Source organism: Paenibacillus sp. QJM3NY_38 (assembly GCF_056173265.1).
This window is the reverse complement of the sequence record NZ_CM149665.1, coordinates 15001-37480: the sequence shown is the minus strand read 5'-3', so window position 1 is coordinate 37480 and position 22480 is coordinate 15001. Positions and strand designations below refer to the sequence as shown.

Sequence of the window (22480 nt, the reverse complement as noted above, 5' to 3'; positions counted from 1 at the left end):
ACTACTGAATATATATCATTCTACAAAAAAAGAAAAGAGAGCCACAGGCATGGCTCTCTTTTCCTTGAACCCCAATTGTAAATCTTAAGCGCCTTCTTCAATCACTTCTTCTTCAGTAGCCGCTCGCTCATACTCGGCCAATACAGCCGATTGAATTTTCTCGCGAGTACCGGAAGAAATGGGATGGGCAATGTCGCGGAATTCTCCATCAGGAGTGCGTTTGCTCGGCATTGCAACAAACATTCCATTGTTTCCGTCGATGACGCGAATGTCGTGAACGACAAATTCATTATCGATGGTAATGGATGCGATTGCCTTCATTCTCCCCTCAGAGTTAACACGGCGGAGTCTGACATCCGTAATTTGCATATGTGTTCACCACCTTTTTCCATCAGAGACTTGGTGTATAATTCCACACAGCAAACCAGAAATCCTTCTTTTTTCTAATACAAAATGTCCTAAAAACAGGAATTTTTTTTAGAATGTGATATTTTCGACAGACTTCGGGCTAATTCGAATGAAAACGCTATTATATCGACAAATATCGCAACTCTATTTTTCGAAATAATTACCAGGGTTGACGGTAATTCTCTTCGTTTTGGAGTCCACATCGCTTAAGATGGCCAGTGAAATATAGTCCTCCAGAAGTCTTTCTTCGGTTTCCACCGCTCCCGACTCTACCAGCACACCGACACCTGCGACTTCAGCATTAAATTCACCCAGCAGATCAACCATTCCCTGAATGGTCCCGCCTGCCTTCATAAAATCATCCACGATCAGCACGCGGGAGCGTTCCTTGAGCGCCCGGCGGGATAATGACATGGTATGGATGCTCTTGTGCGAGCCCGACACATAATTGATGCTTACGGCCGACCCTTCCGTCACTTGATGGTCCCGGCGAACTAGTACGACCGGCAGGTTCAGTTGTGCCGCTGTCGCATAGGCCAACGGAATCCCTTTGGTTTCCACGGTCATGACCACATCGATATCCCGGTCGGCGAACGCCGTGGCAATGATCTTGCCCGCCTCGTTCATCAGCGAAGGTTGTCCGAGCAGATCAGACATGTACAAATATCCGCCCGGCAAAATCCGATCCGATTGCTGAAGCTGCTGGCACAGCTCCTCCGCAAACCGCAAGGCATGGTCTATGCGCAGCTTCGGAATGTATCTGACTCCTCCCGCTGCGCCGGCCAGGGTCTGAAGCTCTCCGAGTCCCTCGCTCTCGAACACGTCCTTAATAATCGCCAAATCCTCACTGATGGATGACTTGGCTGCTCCATATCGCTCGGCGAACGTCGTCAGCGGAATCAGCGTATGCGGTTTAGATAGTAAATATTGGGTCATATCGACCAATCGTTCGCTTCGTTTTAATTTTTTCACCTAGGGTTCCTCGCTAAATCCGAATATTATATGTTAAATATAACACCTTTGTACGTATTTATACAACTTTGTTTGAAATTCGACCCCGAATTGTCAAACATAACCGTTTCTAAGTCAGCAGGCGAACGGCATACACTTCCTTGCAGAATCCCCGCAGGCCATTGTAAATCCGGGCTACCTTGGATTCCTTGGAGACCAAGCCGAAGACCGTAGGACCGCTTCCGGACATGAGCGCGCCATCAGCTCCCAACTTCAGCATTCCTTCCTTCAGCTGCTGAACTTCCGGGTGCATCTTCAAGGTAACCTCCTCCAGAACGTTACCCAGCGATTGGCACATCTGCTGGAAGCTGCCTTGCGTTAGCGCCTCTACCATGCGCTCTGCCGATGGATGGCGCTGAATCTGCTCGCTGCGCAAACGACCGTACACTTCCGCCGTCGACACGTTGATCGGCGGCTTTGCCACGATCACCCAGCACTGCGGCGGATTCGGGATCGGCGTGAGTACCTCACCGCGCCCTGTAGCCAGTGCGGTGCCGCCCGTTACGCAGAACGGCACATCTGAGCCGAGCTCTGCGCCCAGCGCGAGCAGCTCCTCCTGGGGGATACCCAGTCCCCAGAGGCGGTTCAAGCCGCGCAGCGTTGCCGCTGCATCACTGCTGCCTCCTGCGAGCCCCGCGGCAACGGGAATTTTTTTGTCCAGGTGAATATGTACACCCTGTTTCACGTCGTAGCGCTCTTTAATTAGTCTTGCTGCCTGAAAGGCCAAATTCTTCTCGTCGAGCGGTATGTACCCTGCCTGTGAGGTGATGATGATGGTGTCCCGCTTCTGTTCGGACATTTCGAGCCGATCGGCGAGGTCGATCATCGTCATGACCATCTCTACCTCATGAAAGCCGTCAGGACGTTTATGAAGTACATCCAGCATCAAATTGATTTTGGCCGGTGCTTTTTCGTATATTTTCAAGAACGTTCACCTATCCTTAGCTTTTCCCATATGCTTGAACTTAACATATTCGAGGAAAAACATCTAATGCCTCTATATTAACAAACTCAGGCTTTGAAGTCATGGGACCCTTTGATGGAGGTAAACAAACAGGGCTTCCGCTTAACCGGAAGCCCCTGCCGCGTTATGGTCTTTCTCTTACAGATCGGATTTGCGGGCTGCCCGCTCGGCGAGCTCAATCGCCCGTTTTACCATGTTGCCGGCATCCTTGGCCTTAATGCCTCCCCAGCCTTCTTTTTCCACGGTATCGTAGAATCCCAATTCCTTAGCCAATTCGGTCTTCAATTGATCGGACATAATGCTTCGTCTTCTCCTGCTCATCAATCCCGCCTCCTTGGAAAATGTATTGAGTATGGCATGAACAGCATCCGGCGCGATGCAGTGACCTTTTACGACCCCTGCAAGCTTAACCTCCATCACCGCATATGGAACGGATAAAGAAAGCCTCGCGCAGCCTTAGTATGTGTTCAACTCCCGCTTGTCATTCTCCCCGGTTCGATGGCAACAAAAAACAGCCTCCCTGTAAGTGGAGACTGCTCTCTCATGACATATCGTTATGACTTGATATAGGTGATTCGCATCTCGTTGTCATCACCGGTTACCATGATTTCCACGGTTTCGGTCAGAATATCAGCATAACTGTAGGACACACGTTTAAAAGTTTGCTGGTCTTGATCCAGCTTCACAATGAAAACAGAAGGGTACGTTTCTTCCAAAACACCAGTACGCTCGACGGTCTTCCGACGGCCACCGTTAGCCCGAAGCGTAATTTTTTGCCCTAAATGGGCATCGAGACTGCGTTTGATTTCCAACAGCGCGTTTTTAGCCATTGTCGACGACCACCTCTTTCCTTGTCCATTATACAAAAGATTCAGTCATTTGTCAATTCAAAAACATTAATTATATCAGCATCAAAAATATATTGTCAACGTATTTTTTTTGACCCTGTATTTCTCGTGTGGATTTGCTTTAATATGTGCTAAATTGACAAGCTTTATGTATTTTTTTTGACAACTTTCTTAAAGAATTGAAACAAAAAATAAAAAACCCCAGCTTGTGGGGTTCTTCTCGGGTCTTTCTTCAACGGCCGATAAGCCTCTTTCAGAACACAGTATGAGCCTAACTGACCGAAGGCGTAACCTTCAATGTGGACAAATCCTGCAGCTTGGGCAGACCGATCCGGTAGCTGCCTCTCGTCTCGATTCCGCCCACGCCCTGGCTCCCGCTGATCGTATGATGAACGACATCATGAATGTTCACGGTATCCCTGACCGACGTATAGGCTGCCTTGGCGGCAACGTAGACGGGATCCAGCGCATGAATGAGGATTCGCCCCGGCGAGCTGGCAAAATTGGCTCCTGCCTGCAGCAGCGCTTCAAAATGCGATTGGCACGCCCCGGCCACAATGACCAGGGAATCCAAATTCCGCTCATATTGACGTGCTACCTGAATGGCCGTGACAAAGTTGTGTGAATTCTTATAGCTGTCCAGGCTATATAAATCGTATGGCTGTCGTCTCTTCAGAACTCCATCATGACCTGTAATTACCACGATATCAGGTCTTACCCGCGGAAGAAGACGATATAATGAATCGGCCATCCCCGACTCATTGATATAATGGCCTTCCGCTGGGACCCGAAGCTGATTGTACAAGGTCAAACTCTTCTTCAGGTATTGGGGATCCCCATCCAAATGCAGCACTTTCCCCGGCACGTCAAAATATCCCTTATCCGCAAGCTGGCCGCCTTCGATATTGCGCAGGCTGGCCAGTTGACGCTCGCTCTGCTCCTGTCTGTGCTTTTGCAGGCGGTCCAGCGACTCATTGGCTTTGATCTGTGCCTGCTTTGTTCGTTCGCTTAAGGTGGGATGCGGGACCGTGACCAGATCATCAACGGGAGCATCGGCCAGTAACCGGAATTCCGTCCCTTTGATGACGATATTGTTATTTTGCCGCATGCCTTCTACCCGGAACGTTACATCGCCGCCGTAGGATTTACGAACGACCAAGTCTCCCAAGTTCATCACAACATCACCCCTACCCTATGGTATGGGCCACTGTGACTATTGGTTCTTGGAAACATCAATTTATCGCGTCGAGGCTTTCCGCGGGTCTATGGGCGCTCTAATGGCTGTGTTAACGAATATCCGCGTTGTACAATATGTTGCTAAGCCGGGCATACTCTTCAATACTAAGGGTCTCACCGCGCCGTGAAGGCTCGATGCCCGCCTCCTGCAGCAGCTGCTCCAGCCGTTCACGGCCTTCTCCCGGAAAGAACCGGCTCTTCAGATTGTTGGCAATCGTCTTCCTCCGCTGAGCGAAAGAGGCCTGGACCACCTCGAAGAAGAAGCCTTCATCTTCTACGCTGACAGGAGGCTGTTCCCGTACCGCCAAGCGAATAACGGCCGAAGCGACATTCGGCTGCGGGATAAACACCGTATGCGGCACAATACAGACCAGCTTAGGCTCACTGTAATATTGAACGGCAATGCTAAGACTGCCGTAATCCTTACTTCCCGGTGCGGCCGCCATCCGCTCTGCCACTTCTTTCTGAATCATCACCACGATATTCTCCAGCGGCAGCTTCTCCTCCAGCAGCTTCATGAGAATCGGCGTCGTCACGTAATACGGCAGATTTGCAACCACACTTACCTTCGATACGCCCGCAAAATCCTGACGGAACAGTTCATGAAGATCCACCTTCAGGACATCCCCATGATGCACCTTCACATTCTCATAGGGCTCCAGGACCTCCCGCAGGATGGGAATCAGGCGCTGATCAATTTCGACCGCGGTGACGGTTCCTGCCGTCTGTGCCAGCTTCTCGGTTAACGCACCGATCCCGGGCCCGATCTCAAGCGCTCCCTTATCTTCATCCAGTCCTGCAGCCTCCACGATTTTATACAATATATTCTGATCGATGAGAAAGTTTTGACCCAGACTCTTCTTGAAGGAGAATCCATGCCGTGAGATGATCTCCTTCGTCCGTCTTGGTGTTGATATATCCTCGATCCGATTCATTGGCTTACGCCCCCTTCTTCGAGCTGTGCAAGTGCGGCCAGAAATTCTTCCCGCGATATTTGAAACATGGCCAATCGTTTATGGAATTGCTTGCTGTTGCAATATCCGATCCCGAGCAGGTTCCCCATCGTCATACGCCTTGCAGCCGCCTCCGGATGGGCTGATAATCCAGCCTCCAGCATGTCCTCCAGACTGATCAGGCTCTCTCCTCCCTCAAAGGAGGTATGGACCCGCTCCAGCGCACGCCGTATCGCTTCTGGCGAGGCATTCTCCACGCCGATATCCCCTTTGCGGGTAGCATCCGCTTCCGGAATAAAGGCATGCTTGCAGCCAGGGACACCCTGATCCACAATTTTGCGGATCCGCTCCCCTGCATGGTCAGGATCCGTTAATATAATAACGCCTCTGCGCTCCTGAGCAAGCGCTATGCGTTTCAGGATTTGTTTATTGATCGCTGAGCCGCCCGTTTCGATCGTATCCGCTTCTACGGCCCGTTTAATGGCAACGGTATCGTCTCTGCCTTCCACAACAATCACTTCTTTAATCATGCGTTTGTTCTCTTCCTTCCCAAGAAAACAGGCTTGTACAACCTCTAGGTTCTACCATCTTAGCCCTATATACTCCGTTCTTAACAAAACAAAAGAAGAGGAAATATTCCCTCTTCTTCATCATTATATATTATAAGCTAAATAGTATAGCATTAGAATGGTATTGTAAATTGGAATTCATGCGTCTAGTTCAATTCAGGTTTAACCGGACCGATCACGTAAACGGTGCGGCCGCTCTTCCGGCCGAAATTTATGGCCGATTTCAGTGAATCATAATACACATCGATTTTGTTGCCTTTGATGGCACCGCCCGTATCTTCTGCACGACGGAAGCCAATGCCTTCGATATAGACCCACCAGCCGATCGGGATGATGTTAGGATCAACGGCGATGGTGCGTCCTTCTGTAACGCGTGTGCCGGATGCAGTGCGTGTACCGATTCCCTGCTGCTCAGCGGAATACGCCGTCATCGACACGTTGTTCAATACCTTGCTGTATTTAAAATCAACGCCTGCCCGAGAAACCACGTTGTTCTCGACAGCCTTGGCGGTCGTTACTTTTTTCGTGCCGGACAATTTAGCCGGTTTCGCCTTTACATCGGTGGCTGCCGCCTGAACGATGACAGGCTTCTCCACTTTTTTCGTGCCAACGGCAATGATTTTATCCTTCGTTCTGCGTTCAATTTCTTGAGAAACCTTCGTCTTGGAAACCAGCTTGCCATTATGGTAGACCTTCTCATAATGGTTCACCATGAGACCAGGCTCACCCCGCTGAATAACGCGGTTATCCCCTCTCTCAAGCGATGGGTCGGCTGTTTTGATCACGCGGAAATCCCGATCTTCCGTCTCCTTAACTTTTTGTTTCGTGACGCGAACGACATCGATATTCATATTGCTGGTCAGCTTCGTGTTCTGTGCCGGTTGTACTATATCTTCACCCTGGATCGTAATACCAGCCTCTTTAAGTACATGATCAACCGTATCCTGGGATGTAAATATGGTTTTGGTTGTGCTGCCTACTGTAACTTTGACTGGAATTGCCCGGTCAATGATGATCCGGTCTCCATCCTGGATCGCGCCGTTTAAAGGCATCGAAATCTGATCCTGGGGACTCAACGTGATCGCTTGCTCATCCAGCAATTCCTGCAGCAATGATCCACGTGTTTCAACTGTGGTGACACGACCATCGACGACAAGCTGAACCTCCTTGCCTGCCTGATCATGTACGACCAACGATATGAGAAGTGATACCGTAACGGCACCCATGGCACCGAGCAACATCAGTTGACGCAAATTGTCATGCTTCCATCTCAATGCGTAAGACATGCTGGATGATTGTGATTCATGGGTTTCTTCAGGTTGAAAAATGCCCACTATTCCATCCTCCTTCATAGTCCCGCCGTCTAGGTAAACGCATGAATGCATTTGACGTGACTATAGCAATTTTTCTCACAAGGCGCCCTGCTATCTATCTACACCCTGCGTCAATTCCCGTCTTTTCGTCCATTCACCACCACCCCTTGTTTACCAAGAGTATGATGATCCCCTCTCCATTATTCAAAAATAAAAGAAAGCCATTGAAAGAGTACTAGAGGCTCTAACGTGGCTTCCTGATGATTAGAATCATGGAAATGGTATGCACGAGAATTCCCCTCTTATTTCGCTTACGGAGTTAGCTGTCGGGTTCGGACGTAAGAGAGACGCCCTAGATCCGGATACCCGCTCATGGCGAGATCCTTCAAATTCACCCCAAAGACCCGAAAAAGAAATCAAATACAGCTGCGCGCATTCAGACCAGTATGCACGGCGGTATCGGTTCCCCCGTTCCCCAGAATTTCGGAGATTAAGCGAGACGGTTCATGAAATATTCGGCCGCGATCTGCACATCGCAGCTTCTTATCACTGAAAAGATGATATCCTGTTTGTATGCAGGTTGTAAAGCAACATTCAACCACATTTTCTCATGTAAAAGGTTAAAATATTGTAATATCAACGCCTTTTCTGATTAAAAAACTTTAATTAATCGAAAATGCTCCCTTTTTCATTGCTTTTGCTCTCGTTTTCGTTAAATACCAAATCGTTCCAGCGCATTTTGGGTGGTAATTTGGGCCAATTCCTCATAGGACAACCCTCTAATTTCGGCTGCCGCCTCCGCCACCAATTTTACATAAGCGGTCTCATTTCGTTTCCCGCGGAAGGGATGAGGTGTCAGGTAAGGGGAGTCCGTTTCGATCAATAATCGATCAAGCGGAACCTGCGCCAAAACCTCTTTGGGCTGCTTTGCATTTTTGAAGGTAATCGGCCCGCCAAACGAAATATGGAATCCCATATCGAGACACATTTTGGCCGTTTCCCAGCTTCCGGAGAAGGAATGCATGACACCACCCACCTCGGAGGCTTTTTCCTCGCGCAAAATTCTCACGATATCTTCATGCGCATCCCGATTATGAATGACTATCGGCATGTTCAATTCCCGGGCCAGTCCGATCTGACGTCGAAGCACTCGGTGCTGAACTTCTTTCGGAGACGTATCCCAATAATAATCCAAACCGATCTCTCCTATAGCCACCACTTTCTCATGACTGCACAAAGAGGCGATCCAATCCAGGTCCTGATCCTCCATGGTAATGGCGTCTACAGGATGCCAGCCCACCGCTGCATATATAAAATCATAAGTTTCTGCCAGCTTCATCGTAGTCGGAATCGTCTCCCGGTTAAATCCAATATTGATCATCCGGGTCACACCGGCTTCGAGCGCCCGCTGGATTGCCACTTCCCGGTCTTCGTCGAATTGGGGAGCATCCATATGAGTGTGCGTGTCGAACAACATAAAATCCACACTCTCCTTCCTGTCGTTTCTGTGTCGTATATCTTCCATTAGCTGGGTAAATTGCAAATAAACCCAACGTTTCTGTATTCCACCTGGGTTAATGTTGTTGTTTGAAAACACCGGCTATCTTCTCCGGCATTTGAGCCAGCAGCGGACTTACCTTCTCCTCCGGATAATAAAGATGGTACCGTCCTTTATGAATGCCGCTGATCGAGCGTACAATATCGGATACCTCCGAGATTTCCTTCAGCTCATCGTGCCGATCCAGAAGCAGGATTTGCTTCTCGTTAAGCGGCATATCGGAATGTACCTTATCATAAGGAAGATCCGTTGGAAAATCAATCTCCAGGTCATATTCCGGATGCAGTCCCACGGCATTGAATGCGTGGCGTATCCCGTCGATGGTCTCCAGATCGATGTTGTCGATTTCTACATATTTGTAGAGCTTTCGGTGCATGAAACGGCCGCATAATTCGCTAAGAAGCGGATCTTCCTCCTCCGTCCATTGCAGAAAGGCCGTTTGGATCAGAGCTTCATCAAGGCGCAGATATTGATTCACCCCGATATCCCCCGAAAACAACGCAGGAAGCGGTTCGATCATGAACCGGAAACCATATCCACGGTCATACAGTTCCTTGGCCCGGCGGAAGATTTGGCGCAGGATGATTTCGGAGCTTCGAGTGACGGGATGAAAATACACCTGCCAGTACATCTGATACCTTGACATCAGGTAATCCTCTACGGCATGCATACCTGATTCCTTCACCACGACCCGATCCCGATACGGCCGCAGCATCCGCAAGATCCGGTCAATATCAATCGTTCCGTAATTGACTCCCGTATAATACGCGTCCCTTAATAAATAATCCATCCGGTCTGCATCCAGCGGACTAGTGACCAGGTTTATCACAATCGGCTTGTCGTAGGTTTTGTTAATAACCGAAGCCACTTTCTCGGGGAAATCCGCTCCGAGCTCCCGCAGTACCTGATTGACGCAAGTATCCCCAAGCAGGATTCGGCATGTCCAATCCTCGTGATTCATATGAAAAGCTTCTTCTATAGAATGAGAAAAAGGTCCATGCCCCAAATCATGCAGCAGGGCCGCGCAGAGGGCAACTTGCCTTTCCTCGGCAGGCCAATCGGAGTACCCCCTCCGTTCGAATTGAGAGATGATTCTTCTCGTAATTTCATAGACTCCCAGTGAATGGGAGAATCGGCTGTGCTCGGCCCCGTGAAAGGTCAGAAATGAAGTCCCAAGCTGTCTCACCCGGCGAAGCCGCTGGAATTCCGGGGTATCGATTAATCGCCATATGATATCGTCTTGCACATGAATATAATTGTGGACGGGATCCTTAAACACTTTTTCTTCCGAAATTGGTGAATGCATTCCATCTCAACTCCTTATCGTTTTGATTTGGGTTTTTGCCGATAAACACTTCTTTTGACATCTAATGTCGAACCATGTCGAATAAGGTAAAACTGCGCTTTCCAAATCGACAAATAGAAAACCGCAGCAAAAATTGGTTCCATTATGGTAATTACGTTGCTATACAAGGGTTTTGTTCACTATACTTTCGTAAATAGGTTCCGATTCTTCAAAAATATAGGTTGACTGTTTTGGGAATCGTTGGTACTATAAATAACATAAAAACTAGAACTATGTCGAATTATGACTTTTTTAAATTATGGCGAGAGGGGCTTTATAAGTTATGATGAAATCAACAGGAATTGTAAGGAAAGTCGATGAGCTTGGACGGGTCGTCATTCCAATTGAGTTACGCCGTACGCTCGGAATTGGTGAGAAAGATGCATTGGAGATTTACGTAGACGGCGAACGCATCATGCTTAAGAAATATGAGCCTGCCTGCATCTTCTGTGGTAACGCTGAGAATGTCACTTACTTCAAAGGTAAAATTGTTTGCCATGAATGTATCTCGGAAATCCCTGCACCTGTGACAAATTAAGATTTTTAGTATATAATAGCATTATTACATTTTGTTAATTCTAACCTTTTTCATATCTCCTTGGTGCCTTCCTCGGCTATGAACCCGGCCGCAGGAGGGTCTTTTTTTTGATATTAAAGAATTTATAAGTTTTCAGCGAATTCTTTAAACACATTGTTTATATGTATCGGGGTCCCCGTAAAGGATTTGAATAAACATCGAAGCATAGGCCCCACTTTGTGGGGCTATTTGTTATCCCCTACGCCAAGTTACGATAGATCACAACTCCGTCAGGAGTGCGTTATAAATATCCCGCTTCGATACACCGCGATCACTCGCGGTTTTTTTCATGGCATCCTTGCGGTTTAGTCCTCCCCGCTCATAATGTTCCACATGCTCCTGGAGCGAAAGCTCCTGCCACCAGGCATTTTTCTCTTTAAGCTCCTCTTCTGCACTGCCGGCCTCAACCACCAAACAATATTCTCCCAGCGGCGGATGCTCCGTGAGCCAGTCCAGGCATTCGGAGATGCTTCCGCGCAAGAATTCCTCGTAGCGCTTGGTTAGTTCGCGAGCCAAGGTCACCTTCCGATTTCCCAGTACCTCCTGCAAGATCTCCAAGGTCTTTTTCACGCGATGCGGAGATTCATAAAATAATAACGTTCCCTGCGCCGATTGCAAAGCTTGCAGCTGCTGGACGATATCTTTGCGCTCCCGCGGCAAAAAGCCGATAAACGTAAACCGTTCGGTCGGCAAACCCGAAACGATTAGGGCGGAAAGAGCGGCATTGGCCCCCGGGATCGGAATGACCGAAATCCCCGCTTCAATCGCTAGTGAAACCAGATCGCTGCCAGGGTCCGAAATCGCCGGCAGACCGGCGTCGCTGACGAGTGCCACATTTTTTCCTTCTATTATATAACGTATGATTTCAGGCCCGCTGGCCGCCTTATTATGCTCGTGATAACTAAACAGCGGTTTAGCCGGAATCTCGAAATGGGTCAGCAGCTTGCGTGATTGCCTCGTATCCTCTGCCGCGATAATATCGCATTCCTGAAGGATGCGCACGGCGCGATAAGTCATATCCTCCAAATTACCGATCGGCGTTGCCACCAAATACAGAGAACCCGGGCTTCCCTCTCCCTGGTCGGCATAACTTTGCTGTACAAGATTTCTCATTCGTTCGCCTCATCCTTATGTGTTCCGTAGTAAATTTCCATAAAATCCGGTCCGTAGTTTCCTTGCTCATCATACACGATCAGCGGGGGCTTCAGCCGAACCTCTGGCTTCCCGTCCCGAATCCCCTCGATAAGCACCATGTTCGCTTCCATATTCACGCGCGGATGGACAAAGCGGATGACTTTGGGCTCAATCCGGTATTTGCTCATCAGCGTAATGATTTCTGCCAGCCGCAGGGGCTTGTGGACCATGCTCATCTTCCCGCCTTGGCGAAGCAGCCTTGCACAGGATTCAATTACTTCCTCAAGCGTACAGTGAATTTCATGTCTGGCAATCGCCTGGTGCTCATTCAGCTTCAAATCGCTGCCGTTCATCGGCATATAAGGCGGGTTGACCGTAATCAGGTCGTACGCTCCATACCCTTTTTCCTTGTACAGTTCCCGCAGATCTCCCTCATGAATCGTGATCTGATCCTGGAGATCATTCATCTCGACGCTCCGTCTGGCCATGTCTGCAAGTCTGGGCTGAATCTCAATCCCTTCGATCGGCGCTCCTGTTCGTGTTGACAACAGGATCGGAACAACTCCGTTTCCCGTGCACATATCCAAAATACGGCCCCTGCGCGGAATGCTGGCAAACCTGGCGAGCAGGACGGCGTCCATGGAAAAGCTGAATACCTCCTCACTCTGGATGATGCCAAGCTCATGGGTAAGCAGATCATCAATCCGCTCGGATGGTTGCAATAACACTTCTTTCAATTTCATAGTTTCAACCCTTTATCTCCATAATTCCAAACACGTTCATCTGGTGTATCGGCTCTCTACATAGTCCCTGATAAAATGAAATACATAAAAGGCTGCTCTTCACATTGCATGACAAGCAGCCGTATAGTATTTTTTCAATCGCGATCCTTACAGTATAACCTTTCCATTCTAGAAAAAAACCGTAGGCAGTTTCTCCTACGGCTTCTTATTTATTCAAAAAAGATAAGCAGAACAGGCAATCCCCTTCCGTCCGCAGATGTCCGTAATAGACATTGCAGATGTGGAAGCCTTCATGATACAGCCGAGCCAGGTTATCATATCCCTCGCCGACCACATCTTCATGTTCCTCATCCTTTACATGAGGCTGAGGTTGTAAAGCCACTGGGTTTTCCAATTCTGCCGGATTGACTTCCCGCTTTAAAATTTTCCGGAGCTGTTCATTTTCAAGACTGAGGCGATGGTTCTCTTCCAGCAGTTCCTTGATGACCAGCTTAAGTCCACCCAGTTCACTGTGTATATGTCCCATCTGTGTTTCCAACTCTTGAATGAGCACAAAAATGTTTTTCTTCTCCAAGTCTACACCCCGAAAATAAACATTCTATTGGACTATTTGATGACAACGTCATCCATTGGAAGTTCCTTAACCTTACCAATTTCAAACAGCTGAACATGAACCGTCCGCTTATCCGCATTCAGTCCGACTACTTTGCCTTCTCCAAGCGAAGTAACGACCATTTTCCCAGCGGATGGAAGCTCTTCTTTCACGCTTTCATAATTATCATGCTCAAACTTCAGGCAGCACATCAATCTTCCACATAGCCCGGAAATTTTAGTCGGATTGAGCGATAGGCTTTGATCCTTTGCCATCTTGATCGATACCGGCTCAAAATCACCAAGCCATGAGGAACAGCACAGTACGCGTCCGCAAGGTCCAAGACCGCCGAGCATTTTCGCTTCATCGCGAACTCCAATCTGGCGAAGTTCGATTCTTGTACGGAATATACTGGCCAGATCCTTGACCAGCTCACGGAAATCCACACGGCCTTCCGCCGTGAAGTAGAAAATGATTTTGTTGCGGTCAAAGGTGAATTCCACGTCAACCAGCTTCATTTTCAGTTCGTGATCCCGAATTTTATTTAAACAGGTGGTGAATGCATCCTTAGCCGCTTGTTTGTTCTCTTCAACCACACGGGCATCAGAATCACCAGCGATCCGAATGACCTTCTTGAGCGGAAGGACAACGTCTGATTCACCGACCTCCTTCTTTCCTATCACAACTTGACCATACTCAATACCTCTCGCGGTTTCCACAATGACGGATTGTTCCTTCTCCACGGGCAGGTCGAGCGGATCAAAGTAATATATTTTGCCCGCCTTCTTGAAGCGGACACCTACTACACTGTACAAAAATAAACCCCCTTGTGCCTGTACATAATGGCCATTCTGCGGGCCTGGGGGTCTTCTCACGCCGGAGTGTTACCGCCCAAACCCATCAATAACTGCTCTAAACTGAGCTGTCCATTGACATTATAGCGTAACTTCTTCTGACACTCTGCGGCCAAATCCATGTATGACACCCACTGTGCTGTGCTGCGGGCTGATGCATGACCAGAGATATACTCTGCCTGATCTATGAAAACGAGAGACTCTTTCCTTCCATACTGGACATGGATCATGTCCTTAAACCATAAATGAAACATACTGAACAATAGGTCCAGATGATCTGAGAGTTCGGTTTTGAACACTTTTTGACTCGCTGTGATGATCGCTGAGCCGCTGCGGTTCAAAGACTCCTTCCCTAATTGTAACACTACGTTTCTAATTTCTGCAAACCAATTCTCACTCAATATTTTCCTGCACTCATCAAGTCCTGATGAAAGGTGAACTGCGCAGCGTACAAGTGCGGCAGGATAACCTTCCCCTACAAGAACCTTCTCCATCATCTGCGGATCTAAAGCCCGGAATGGAACCTGCTGGGATCTCGATTGAATGGTGGGCAGAAGGGCCTGTCCGTTCTCGGCAATCAGAATCGCTACAGCCGGCGCTTGGGGTTCCTCCAGAAATTTCAGCAGGCTGTTGGCTGCCTGCGTGGTCATCTTCTCCGCCCGGTCAATAATATAAACCTTAGGATTGCGATTCTCCGATCGATAGGAGAATATTCGCTGAAGATCGCGAATCTGATCGATCTTAATGCTGGCTCCATCAGGCTCAACCAACGTAAGATCGGGATGGTTGCCATGATCTACCTTGCGGCATTCCAAACATTGACCGCAGGCATCGTCTTCAAGTTCCGTACAAAACAAAGCCTTGGCAAACGTAAGCGCCGTCTGCATCTGTCCGGCACCATGAGGGCCGCTAAACAGATAGGCATGACTGACCGCATTACGGCGCAAGGCATTTTGCAGCAGTTGCTTCGCAGTCTCTTGACCTACGATATCATTAAAAGACATAAGTCCTCACTTTCTATCAATCCTTCATGATCCTCCTCCATGTCGGGGCAGTCATGAATTACGATACGCATCCTTGCTTTTTGCAGCTAGAATACAAGATTGATCAGCATGCCTCGAATTTCACCAACTCGGTTCAGCAGATCAATTCTCCCCTGCTCCGTATCCAGCAGTTCATCCGCCATCGCGAGCAGCGCAGAATCGACTTCATCGATTACATTATAACGCTTTCCGCGTCCCCGGCGGTCCCAGCCGCGCGTTTCCTTCATTTTTACACCGCGACGTACCGTTTCCTCCAGGAATCGGCGAACCATCAATTTATACGCTTTGAGCTCTCGAACGGTCATCGCCTTAGCCAATCGATCTCCTTGCATTGCAATTTCACGCATTTGACGACTCAGCTCTTCATGGGTCGCACGTTCTCCCTGCTGCTGCATCATATCCGAGAACGATCGCTTCTGAATCGGTCTGGCGTTGCCATCCGGCACCGTGAGTTCACTTTTCATGGGCCGAAAGCCCGGATTGATCTTCACCTGAATCCACCGCCTATTGCGTTATTTCTTGCATCTAATAAAACGGAGGCATCCGGTACGTTCATATCGAACAAACCTGTGCCTCACGTGAACGTACCTTGAAATGGATTGCTTGTCAAGCGATTTACTGACAATTATCGATAAATGGGACGATTATCCGGAATTCATTGAAATCATCCATCTATTAAGTTCATCTCCCGAGTGCGGCGATCTACGGTAACTATTTTTATTATGATACAGAAGTGGTTCAGAAGACTTTGGTTACAGGAGAACACAGCCGTCAAATATCCCAATAAAAACATCCGTTACGTATCTATCGCAGATCCAGAAAATGAATTTAGAAATGCTCGAATCGTTCTACAGGGAGAACAAACACGGTTGCGCCACCAACCTGCACTTCGACTGGAAGCGGCAAGTAGGAATCGGTTGTACCACTCATAGGGGTTACCGGGGTGACCAGCTGTTCACGAACTTTACAGCTTGTGCGAATGACACTGAGCACACTTTCAACCTGTGAATCGTCTACCCCGATCATAAAGGTGGTGTTCCCCGCCTTCAGGAAGCCGCCTGTACTTGCAAGCTTTGTTGCCCGAAAATTAGCTTTGACCAATGCGGCGGAGAGACGGTTGCTATCTTTATCCTGGACAATCGCAACTATCAATTTCATGGTAAACCCTCCTTGTTTATTTGGACATCGTGTCCTTAACAGTACTTATTTGACAAACAACCTCAAAAATCCTTTAATATCGCGTCTTCCAAGTGACGAATCATTTCTCTTTCCACCTGAGTCGGCGTTTTGGAAGCATCCACAATGCGAATTCGATCCGGATTACGCTCTGCTACCAATAGATAGCCTTCCCTAACTTTCTCGTGAAATGCCATGGTCTCCATATCCAGCCGATTCATTTCCCGTTCTGCATTTGCCGTGATCCGGGACATGCCAATCTTCGGCTCCACATCAAACAACAGCGTTAGATCCGGCATGCGGGTATCAATCGCAAATTGATTGATGTTCCATACCTCCTCCATGCCCAGTCCGCGTGCATATCCCTGGTAAACCAGACTGCTGTCCACGAACCGGTCACACAGTACCGTCAAGCCCTGGCTCAAAGCCGGCTCCACCTTCTCCACAAGATGCTGGCGGCGGGCTGCCGCATACAACAATGCTTCGGTGCGTGCATCCATCGCGGTATGCTCCGGATCGAGAATAATGGAGCGGATCTTCTCCGCAATCTCAATGCCGCCGGGCTCACGTGTAATCAGATACGGAATCGAATGGTTCTGCATAAAGGCAGCGAGTCTGCCCATCATGGTCGTTTTACCGGATCCGTCTCCGCCTTCGATGGTAATAAATAGTGGTCTGCGATTATTCATAGCGTATCCTGCTTTCATCATTTGTTGATCGAGGAGCTCAAAGATATACGCTCCGGTATATACCAGCGTAGAGTGGAGTTCCTTCCTTCACGTTTCCTTATAAACGACAATGGTTTGCAGCGTTGGATCGGATATCCCCTGGCACTTCGCCCCTGCATGCCTTAATGCCAGGAGCCTCTGTTCCATTTCCGCTGTGATGTCTTCGCCTGGGTATAAGATCGGTATGCCTGGCGGGTAGGGAATAACCATCTCCGCCGCCTTTCGCCCAGCGCTCTTCGCTAACGGCACCGATTCCAACCTCTCCCTGTCAATCGGCTTGAGTGAGAAAGAAATTGGGGCCGAATAAGGAATCTCCGCGGACAAATTGTTCCACGTGGAAACATCGGAGACTAGTCTGGCTTCAGTTAACAATTCAGCATCGTCATCGAAATGATTGGAGTCCCTATTCTCGTGGGTCACTCGCGGCTCATAGCTCATGAAATCCCCCTGATCCCGCAATGTCCGGATCAGTAATTCCGTGCTCTCTGCCGTAGCGCCTGGTTCGGTTCCGATCCCTTCTGTCTTCTCCCCCTGCTCTACAATATGCACAAGAGCCCATAAGACGTGATTCGCATCTTCCCGAGTCGATGCCAGCGTAAACAATAAGACGACGCGCTGCTCGTCGCTCATCTCCGGCACACAGCCGCGCGCCTCTAGTGCGCGCTGGAGTGCATACCCGCTCAGGGACCCGGTGCGGTCATAAATGACCGCCTTAAACGGGTCCTGGCGGGTATACGCCGCAGCGGCCGTGCCCGCGGCGTGCCCCCCGGGCTGCGGCGGCTGCAGCAGCCCGAAGCGCGGCAGCTTCGCGAGGCCTCGCCGGAAGGTCTCCACGGCGGCAAGGCCAGCCGTGAAGGCGCCTGCGCCCTGCGTGTGCAGCAGGCGCCGCGCCAGATCCAGCGAAGCCATGAGCGGGTACGAGGGGCTGGAGCTCTGCACCATGGCCAGCCGCTGGCGCAGCAGCCTTCGGTCCAGCAGCCCGCCCTGTACATGCAGCATGGCTCCCATCGTCATGGCGGCTAACATCTTGTGTGTGGATTGAACCACACCATCCGCTCCGCATGACAAAGCGTTCATCGGCAGCTGGGGGTGCTGTCCGTAATGAGCTCCATGCGCTTCGTCCACCAGGAGCGGAATGTCGCGCTTATGGCACGCTTCCGTGAGCGGCCTTAAGTCGCTCCCCATCCCGTAGTAGTTCGGCATCGTGACGATCGCCCCCCGTGCCTCAGGATAGGCCTCAAGAGCCGCTGACAGCGTAGCCGCAGATGGAGCAATGGTTAATCCGCTTGGCTTGTCCATCTCTGGCTGAAGAAACACCGCCCTTGCACCCGCCAACATCAATCCGTTCAACACAGACTTGTGTACGTTCCGCTGTACAAGCATGATATCGCCCGGTTCACGGCAAACCGTCAGGATTAGTGCCAAATTGCCGGCTGTACTTCCCCCTACCAGGAAAAAGCTTTCCTCTGCGCCAAAACAATCTGCGGCCAGCTCCTGTGCTTCCTGAATAACGCCTTCCGGATGAAATAAATCATCGGTTCCGCTAATTTCCGTCACGTCAATGCGCATGGCCTCTTGCAGCATCTCCGCAGCGTTACCTTCTTCTGCATATGCCCTGCCATTTTTATGACCAGGTACATGAAAAGATGAAGCCCCACGATCTCGATACCATATTAAAGCTTCTGCAAGTGGGGCACGCTCTCTATGTGTAGTCATCGACATATCCCTTCGGATTACATTCTCTAACCTATTTTAACGCAATTTGAAACCTACGCCTACGTCTCCCATCACGGAAATTCCCTCTAAACAAAAAAAGGCCTTTCATTCAGGCCCATTTGACGCGTGTACCCGCATCTATGCATTTTTCGGCATGGCAATCTGTTTTAATTGACGAATGAAAAAATGATATTTGGCATCTTCCGCATTGGTATGAACGATTTCGGATTCACATTCCTCGCACACGAATTGCGAGACAATGGTGATTCCCTCTGTCTTCGTCTGATTGCATATGATACACACGTGTTCGGTCAATTCTTCCATAACCATCCCACCTTGATCCTTTTCCTATTAGTATGACACAGTTTCTATTATTTTAAACCTTTTCATAGGATATCGGTCTACGCTTTATGTATATGTACCCCTTGGTGGCCTTGTGTCTGTACCTTTTTTTCAGCTTAATAAAAATATGATTTTGTCCGATAAAGACATAAAAGACTTAATCTTCTCGTCTATCGAAATTCACTTCTACTTAAAGGGGGACGGCATAGCCCAATGGCAGATCCACACGGTCAAGCCACCTTTTATCACTATCGATTAATTAAGAAAATCCAAATTTCCAAAAGCTTGCTCATCCTCTACTTAAGTTTGCCTTGGCTAGCAGCGGCAGCAGGGACATTTTGGGTGTCACCGTATTTCCTGCTCTATCTGCTAATCGCCTTTCCGCTTATGTTATGGATCCAGTATGTCGTCGGACATACCGTGCTCGTCCTATTGGGAGCAAGCTACCGTAAACGTTGGCGCTTCCGTCTGAGGTTGCCTTGGCTTGGTTATATTCCGGATCAACACGTCAGCCGTCGCGTATTTAATTTAGTGCAGTTCTATACCTGTTGGGTGGGGATAGTCTTAAGCGCTATCATGGCCTTCTGGTCTCCGTTGCCTTTTGCCATTACGCTTCTGTTCTGGCATCTTTGGCTCCTTCTCCCGCGCGGTTATACGATGCTGCGTCTGAGCGGCCAGCGTAAAGATGGCATGTTGAAAATGAATGAACAGGACATCTCCTACTACCTGCAATAATGTTGAAGTTTCTGCATCCATCACTACATAGCGCTATAAACCCTATTTCCGTTTCAAAATTAAATAAAGACCTCATTCCGAAGTCGGAACGAGGTCTTTATTCATTTGCTTTATTGCTTTCCAATCCTTGTATGGCTTGTTTTTTAAGCTGTGCCGGAACCGTGATTATAAGAAAATCGTCATGCACCGATAGGTGGACGATACTTTTACCTTTTTCAAATACTAACGAAGAACCGTTATCTTCAACTTCCTTCTGCTTCCATCCCCACGACTCAATCTCTTCCAGGTAGGCTTCAGGAATGCTATCGTCTCCCTTTAAGCCCGGAAGCGCATACCGTACATAATCCAAGTCACTATTGCCTGTGGTTTGCTCCGTTTTATTTGCTTCCTTCGGAACCGGGAATGACTTCACATTCGCCGCGCCGTCAAAGGTTTCCCAGCTTGGTTTTGTGGATGCCCCACATCCGGATCCGATCAACACGATCGTAACCGCACAGATCATCCCTGCCACATGCAGACCACGTTTACACAACATGTAATTGTCCTCCTTCCCCCACAATAACCGGTCTCCAGATGAGTATTCATAGTTGGTTGGTTAATGGAGAACCTTCCAATCAGGCCTTATTTCCTACAGCCTGCGCATATCGGTAAACACATTACCGATTATACCTAATTCTATTATACTGATTTTTGGCATGGTATCGGTAACAAAATCTTCATCTGTTTACGTCAATTTTAGGATCATGTTATATAACAGAGAAGCTGCTGACATCACGCTGCAGCATATATCATTAGTCGGACAATCTCTAAGTCTGCACTTCATCAAAACTTCGATGAAAACAAATAAAAACCACCATCGATTACATCGACAGTGGTTTTTCGCTTGGCGACGTCCTACTCTCCCGGGACCCTTCGGTCCAAGTACCATCGGCGCTGGAAGGCTTAACGGTCGTGTTCGGTATGGGAACGCGTGGAACCCTTCCGCCATCGCCACCAAACGGTTCAGATGCTTGATCACCTGAAAACTAGATACGAAACGAAATTTGCAGCACATTGAAATATTTTGGATAAGCCCTCGACCGATTAGTATTGGTCAGCTCCATGCATTGCTGCACTTCCACCTCCAACCTATCTACCTCGTCGTCTTCAAGGGGTCTTACTAATTGGGAAATCTCATCTTGAGGGGGGCTTCACGCTTAGATGCTTTCAGCGCTTATCCCGTCCGTACGTAGCTACCCAGCCATGCTCCTGGCGGAACAACTGGTGCACCAGCGGTACGTCCATCCCGGTCCTCTCGTACTAAGGACAGCTCCTCTCAAATTTCCTACGCCCACGACAGATAGGGACCGAACTGTCTCACGACGTTCTGAACCCAGCTCGCGTACCGCTTTAATGGGCGAACAGCCCAACCCTTGGGACCTACTTCAGCCCCAGGATGCGATGAGCCGACATCGAGGTGCCAAACCTCCCCGTCGATGTGGACTCTTGGGGGAGATAAGCCTGTTATCCCCAGGGTAGCTTTTATCCGTTGAGCGATGGCCCTTCCATGCGGTACCACCGGATCACTAAGCCCGACTTTCGTCCCTGCTCGACTTGTAGGTCTCGCAGTCAAGCTCCCTTATGCCTTTGCACTCTTCGAATGATTTCCAACCATTCTGAGGGAACCTTGGGGCGCCTCCGTTACTCTTTAGGAGGCGACCGCCCCAGTCAAACTGCCCGCCTGACACTGTCCCCGTACCGGATTACGGTACCAGGTTAGAACCTAGATACGATCAGGGTGGTATCCCAACGTCGCCTCCACACAAGCTGGCGCTCATGCTTCTTAGGCTCCCACCTATCCTGTACAGATCGTACCCAAATCCAATATCAAGCTGCAGTAAAGCTCCATGGGGTCTTTCCGTCTTGTCGCGGGTAACCTGCATCTTCACAGGTATTAAAATTTCACCGGATCTCTCGTTGAGACAGCGCCCAAGTCGTTACGCCATTCGTGCGGGTCAGAATTTACCTGACAAGGAATTTCGCTACCTTAGGACCGTTATAGTTACGGCCGCCGTTTACTGGGGCTTCGGTTCACAGCTTCGGGTTTAACCCCTAACCGCTCCCCTTAACCTTCCAGCACCGGGCAGGCGTCAGCCCGTATACTTCGCCTTACGGCTTCGCACAGACCTGTGTTTTTGCTAAACAGTCGCTTGGGCCTTTTCACTGCGGCCCCCTCGGGCTATTCACCCTACCGAGGCACCCCTTCTCCCGAAGTTACGGGGTCATTTTGCCGAGTTCCTTAACGAGAGTTCTTCCGCGCGCCTTAGAATTCTCTTCTCGCCTACCTGTGTCGGTTTGCGGTACGGGCACCTTCACCTGACTAGAGGCTTTTCTTGGCAGTGTGAGATCATGACCTTCGCTACTATAATTTTCACTCCCCATCACAGCCCAGCCTTATCGATGTGCGGATTTGCCTACACATCAGCCTCACTGCTTGGACGGACATCCATCAGTCCGCGTCACTACCCTCCTGCGTCACCCCATCGTTCATAACGGTTTACGGTGGTGCAGGAATTTCAACCTGTTGTCCTTCGATTACGCCTTTCGGCCTCACCTTAGGTCCCGACTTACCCTGAGCGGACGAGCCTTCCTCAGG

General features: G+C 49.2%; 24 protein-coding genes, 2 rRNA genes and 1 riboswitch (1 of these 27 cut by a window edge). Of the genes, 2 read left to right on the top strand and 24 right to left on the bottom strand.

Features of this window, described 5'->3' with window-relative positions; all coding sequences use genetic code 11:
* Positions 1–84 precede the first annotated feature (84 nt).
* The 11 genes from spoVG to AC0VZ8_RS00130 form a co-directional block, all read right to left on the bottom strand.
* Entirely contained in the window at positions 85–369 is a 285-nt protein-coding gene (spoVG, locus tag AC0VZ8_RS00180; RefSeq protein WP_006207419.1) for a septation regulator SpoVG, read from the bottom strand.
* 183 nt (positions 370–552) lie between these two features.
* On the bottom strand, positions 553–1380 hold the full coding sequence (gene purR, locus AC0VZ8_RS00175) for a pur operon repressor (RefSeq protein ID WP_475485686.1): 828 nt from the start codon (positions 1378–1380) through the stop codon (positions 553–555).
* 109 nt (positions 1381–1489) lie between these two features.
* Complete coding sequence (gene ispE, locus AC0VZ8_RS00170; protein ID WP_216535570.1) at positions 1490–2344, bottom strand: 4-(cytidine 5'-diphospho)-2-C-methyl-D-erythritol kinase; 855 nt, start codon at positions 2342–2344, stop codon at positions 1490–1492.
* Between the two features lie 177 nt (positions 2345–2521).
* Entirely contained in the window at positions 2522–2704 is a 183-nt protein-coding gene (locus tag AC0VZ8_RS00165) for a small, acid-soluble spore protein, alpha/beta type (protein WP_009591920.1), read from the bottom strand.
* 233 nt (positions 2705–2937) lie between these two features.
* Positions 2938–3213: a biofilm formation stimulator Veg gene (gene veg, locus AC0VZ8_RS00160; RefSeq protein ID WP_006207415.1), complete on the bottom strand. Its 276-nt coding sequence runs from the start codon at positions 3211–3213 to the stop codon at positions 2938–2940.
* A gap of 289 nt (positions 3214–3502) precedes the next feature.
* Positions 3503–4405, bottom strand: coding sequence for a sporulation peptidase YabG (gene yabG, locus AC0VZ8_RS00155; protein WP_071221088.1), 903 nt, complete (start codon positions 4403–4405; stop codon positions 3503–3505).
* Positions 4406–4517: 112 nt separating this feature from the next.
* Positions 4518–5402, bottom strand: coding sequence for a 16S rRNA (adenine(1518)-N(6)/adenine(1519)-N(6))-dimethyltransferase RsmA (gene rsmA / locus AC0VZ8_RS00150; protein WP_098741215.1), 885 nt, complete (start codon positions 5400–5402; stop codon positions 4518–4520).
* Positions 5399–5950, bottom strand: coding sequence for a ribonuclease M5 (rnmV, locus tag AC0VZ8_RS00145; protein WP_098741214.1), 552 nt, complete (start codon positions 5948–5950; stop codon positions 5399–5401). The genes rsmA and rnmV overlap by 4 nt, the downstream gene beginning before the upstream one ends.
* Before the next feature lie 185 nt (positions 5951–6135).
* The gene (locus AC0VZ8_RS00140) at positions 6136–7323 is read right to left on the bottom strand and encodes a G5 domain-containing protein (protein ID WP_475485685.1); all 1188 of its coding nucleotides are present in this window, start codon (positions 7321–7323) and stop codon (positions 6136–6138) included.
* A 271-nt stretch (positions 7324–7594) separates the two neighbouring features.
* Positions 7595–7809: riboswitch (cyclic di-AMP (ydaO/yuaA leader) on the bottom strand.
* A 205-nt stretch (positions 7810–8014) separates the two neighbouring features.
* Positions 8015–8779, bottom strand: a complete 765-nt coding sequence (locus AC0VZ8_RS00135) for a TatD family hydrolase (RefSeq protein WP_475487620.1) — start codon at positions 8777–8779, stop codon at positions 8015–8017.
* 97 nt (positions 8780–8876) lie between these two features.
* Positions 8877–10166, bottom strand: coding sequence for an HD domain-containing protein (locus AC0VZ8_RS00130; protein ID WP_475485684.1), 1290 nt, complete (start codon positions 10164–10166; stop codon positions 8877–8879).
* Between the two features lie 322 nt (positions 10167–10488).
* Between AC0VZ8_RS00130 and AC0VZ8_RS00125 the strand changes: the two genes are divergently transcribed.
* Positions 10489–10743 (top strand): AbrB/MazE/SpoVT family DNA-binding domain-containing protein, encoded by a 255-nt coding sequence (locus AC0VZ8_RS00125; protein WP_047914173.1) that lies wholly within the window; start codon positions 10489–10491, stop codon positions 10741–10743.
* Positions 10744–11001: 258 nt separating this feature from the next.
* Here the strand turns inward: AC0VZ8_RS00125 and rsmI are convergent, their stop codons facing one another.
* The 10 genes from rsmI to AC0VZ8_RS00075 all read right to left on the bottom strand — a co-directional run bounded on the left by rsmI (position 11002) and on the right by AC0VZ8_RS00075 (position 19092).
* Positions 11002–11895, bottom strand: a complete 894-nt coding sequence (gene rsmI, locus AC0VZ8_RS00120) for a 16S rRNA (cytidine(1402)-2'-O)-methyltransferase (RefSeq protein ID WP_475485683.1) — start codon at positions 11893–11895, stop codon at positions 11002–11004.
* Positions 11892–12659 carry a tRNA1(Val) (adenine(37)-N6)-methyltransferase gene (locus AC0VZ8_RS00115; protein ID WP_475485682.1) on the bottom strand — a complete coding sequence of 256 codons (768 nt, stop codon included), beginning with the start codon at positions 12657–12659 and terminating at the stop codon, positions 11892–11894. Before AC0VZ8_RS00115 ends, rsmI begins: the two co-directional genes overlap by 4 nt.
* Before the next feature lie 205 nt (positions 12660–12864).
* Entirely contained in the window at positions 12865–13233 is a 369-nt protein-coding gene (gene yabA, locus AC0VZ8_RS00110; protein ID WP_009591928.1) for a DNA replication initiation control protein YabA, read from the bottom strand.
* 32 nt (positions 13234–13265) lie between these two features.
* Positions 13266–14066, bottom strand: a complete 801-nt coding sequence (locus AC0VZ8_RS00105) for a PSP1 domain-containing protein (protein ID WP_071221096.1) — start codon at positions 14064–14066, stop codon at positions 13266–13268.
* A 56-nt stretch (positions 14067–14122) separates the two neighbouring features.
* Positions 14123–15109 (bottom strand): DNA polymerase III subunit delta', encoded by a 987-nt coding sequence (holB, locus tag AC0VZ8_RS00100; protein WP_071221097.1) that lies wholly within the window; start codon positions 15107–15109, stop codon positions 14123–14125.
* A gap of 86 nt (positions 15110–15195) precedes the next feature.
* On the bottom strand, positions 15196–15639 hold the full coding sequence (locus tag AC0VZ8_RS00095) for a YaaR family protein (protein WP_071221098.1): 444 nt from the start codon (positions 15637–15639) through the stop codon (positions 15196–15198).
* Positions 15640–15976: 337 nt separating this feature from the next.
* On the bottom strand, positions 15977–16306 hold the full coding sequence (locus AC0VZ8_RS00090) for a cyclic-di-AMP receptor (RefSeq protein ID WP_006207400.1): 330 nt from the start codon (positions 16304–16306) through the stop codon (positions 15977–15979).
* A gap of 62 nt (positions 16307–16368) precedes the next feature.
* Complete coding sequence (gene tmk, locus AC0VZ8_RS00085) at positions 16369–17013, bottom strand: dTMP kinase (RefSeq protein WP_475485681.1); 645 nt, start codon at positions 17011–17013, stop codon at positions 16369–16371.
* Positions 17014–17100: 87 nt separating this feature from the next.
* A complete protein-coding gene (locus tag AC0VZ8_RS00080; protein ID WP_475485680.1) occupies positions 17101–18768 on the bottom strand; it encodes an aminotransferase class I/II-fold pyridoxal phosphate-dependent enzyme in 1668 nt (555 codons plus the stop codon).
* 138 nt (positions 18769–18906) lie between these two features.
* Complete coding sequence (locus AC0VZ8_RS00075) at positions 18907–19092, bottom strand: sigma factor G inhibitor Gin (protein ID WP_260069284.1); 186 nt, start codon at positions 19090–19092, stop codon at positions 18907–18909.
* Between the two features lie 231 nt (positions 19093–19323).
* On the opposite strand from AC0VZ8_RS00075, the gene AC0VZ8_RS00070 reads away from it, so the two are divergent.
* Positions 19324–19845, top strand: a complete 522-nt coding sequence (locus tag AC0VZ8_RS00070) for a hypothetical protein (RefSeq protein WP_071221102.1) — start codon at positions 19324–19326, stop codon at positions 19843–19845.
* Between the two features lie 97 nt (positions 19846–19942).
* Here the strand turns inward: AC0VZ8_RS00070 and AC0VZ8_RS00065 are convergent, their stop codons facing one another.
* From AC0VZ8_RS00065 to AC0VZ8_RS00055, 3 genes are all read right to left on the bottom strand, one after another.
* Positions 19943–20380, bottom strand: a complete 438-nt coding sequence (locus AC0VZ8_RS00065) for a hypothetical protein (protein WP_071221103.1) — start codon at positions 20378–20380, stop codon at positions 19943–19945.
* A 346-nt stretch (positions 20381–20726) separates the two neighbouring features.
* Positions 20727–20843 (bottom strand): 5S ribosomal RNA (rrf, locus tag AC0VZ8_RS00060).
* Between the two features lie 65 nt (positions 20844–20908).
* A 23S ribosomal RNA gene (locus AC0VZ8_RS00055) occupies positions 20909–22480 on the bottom strand; it runs 1358 nt beyond the window's last position.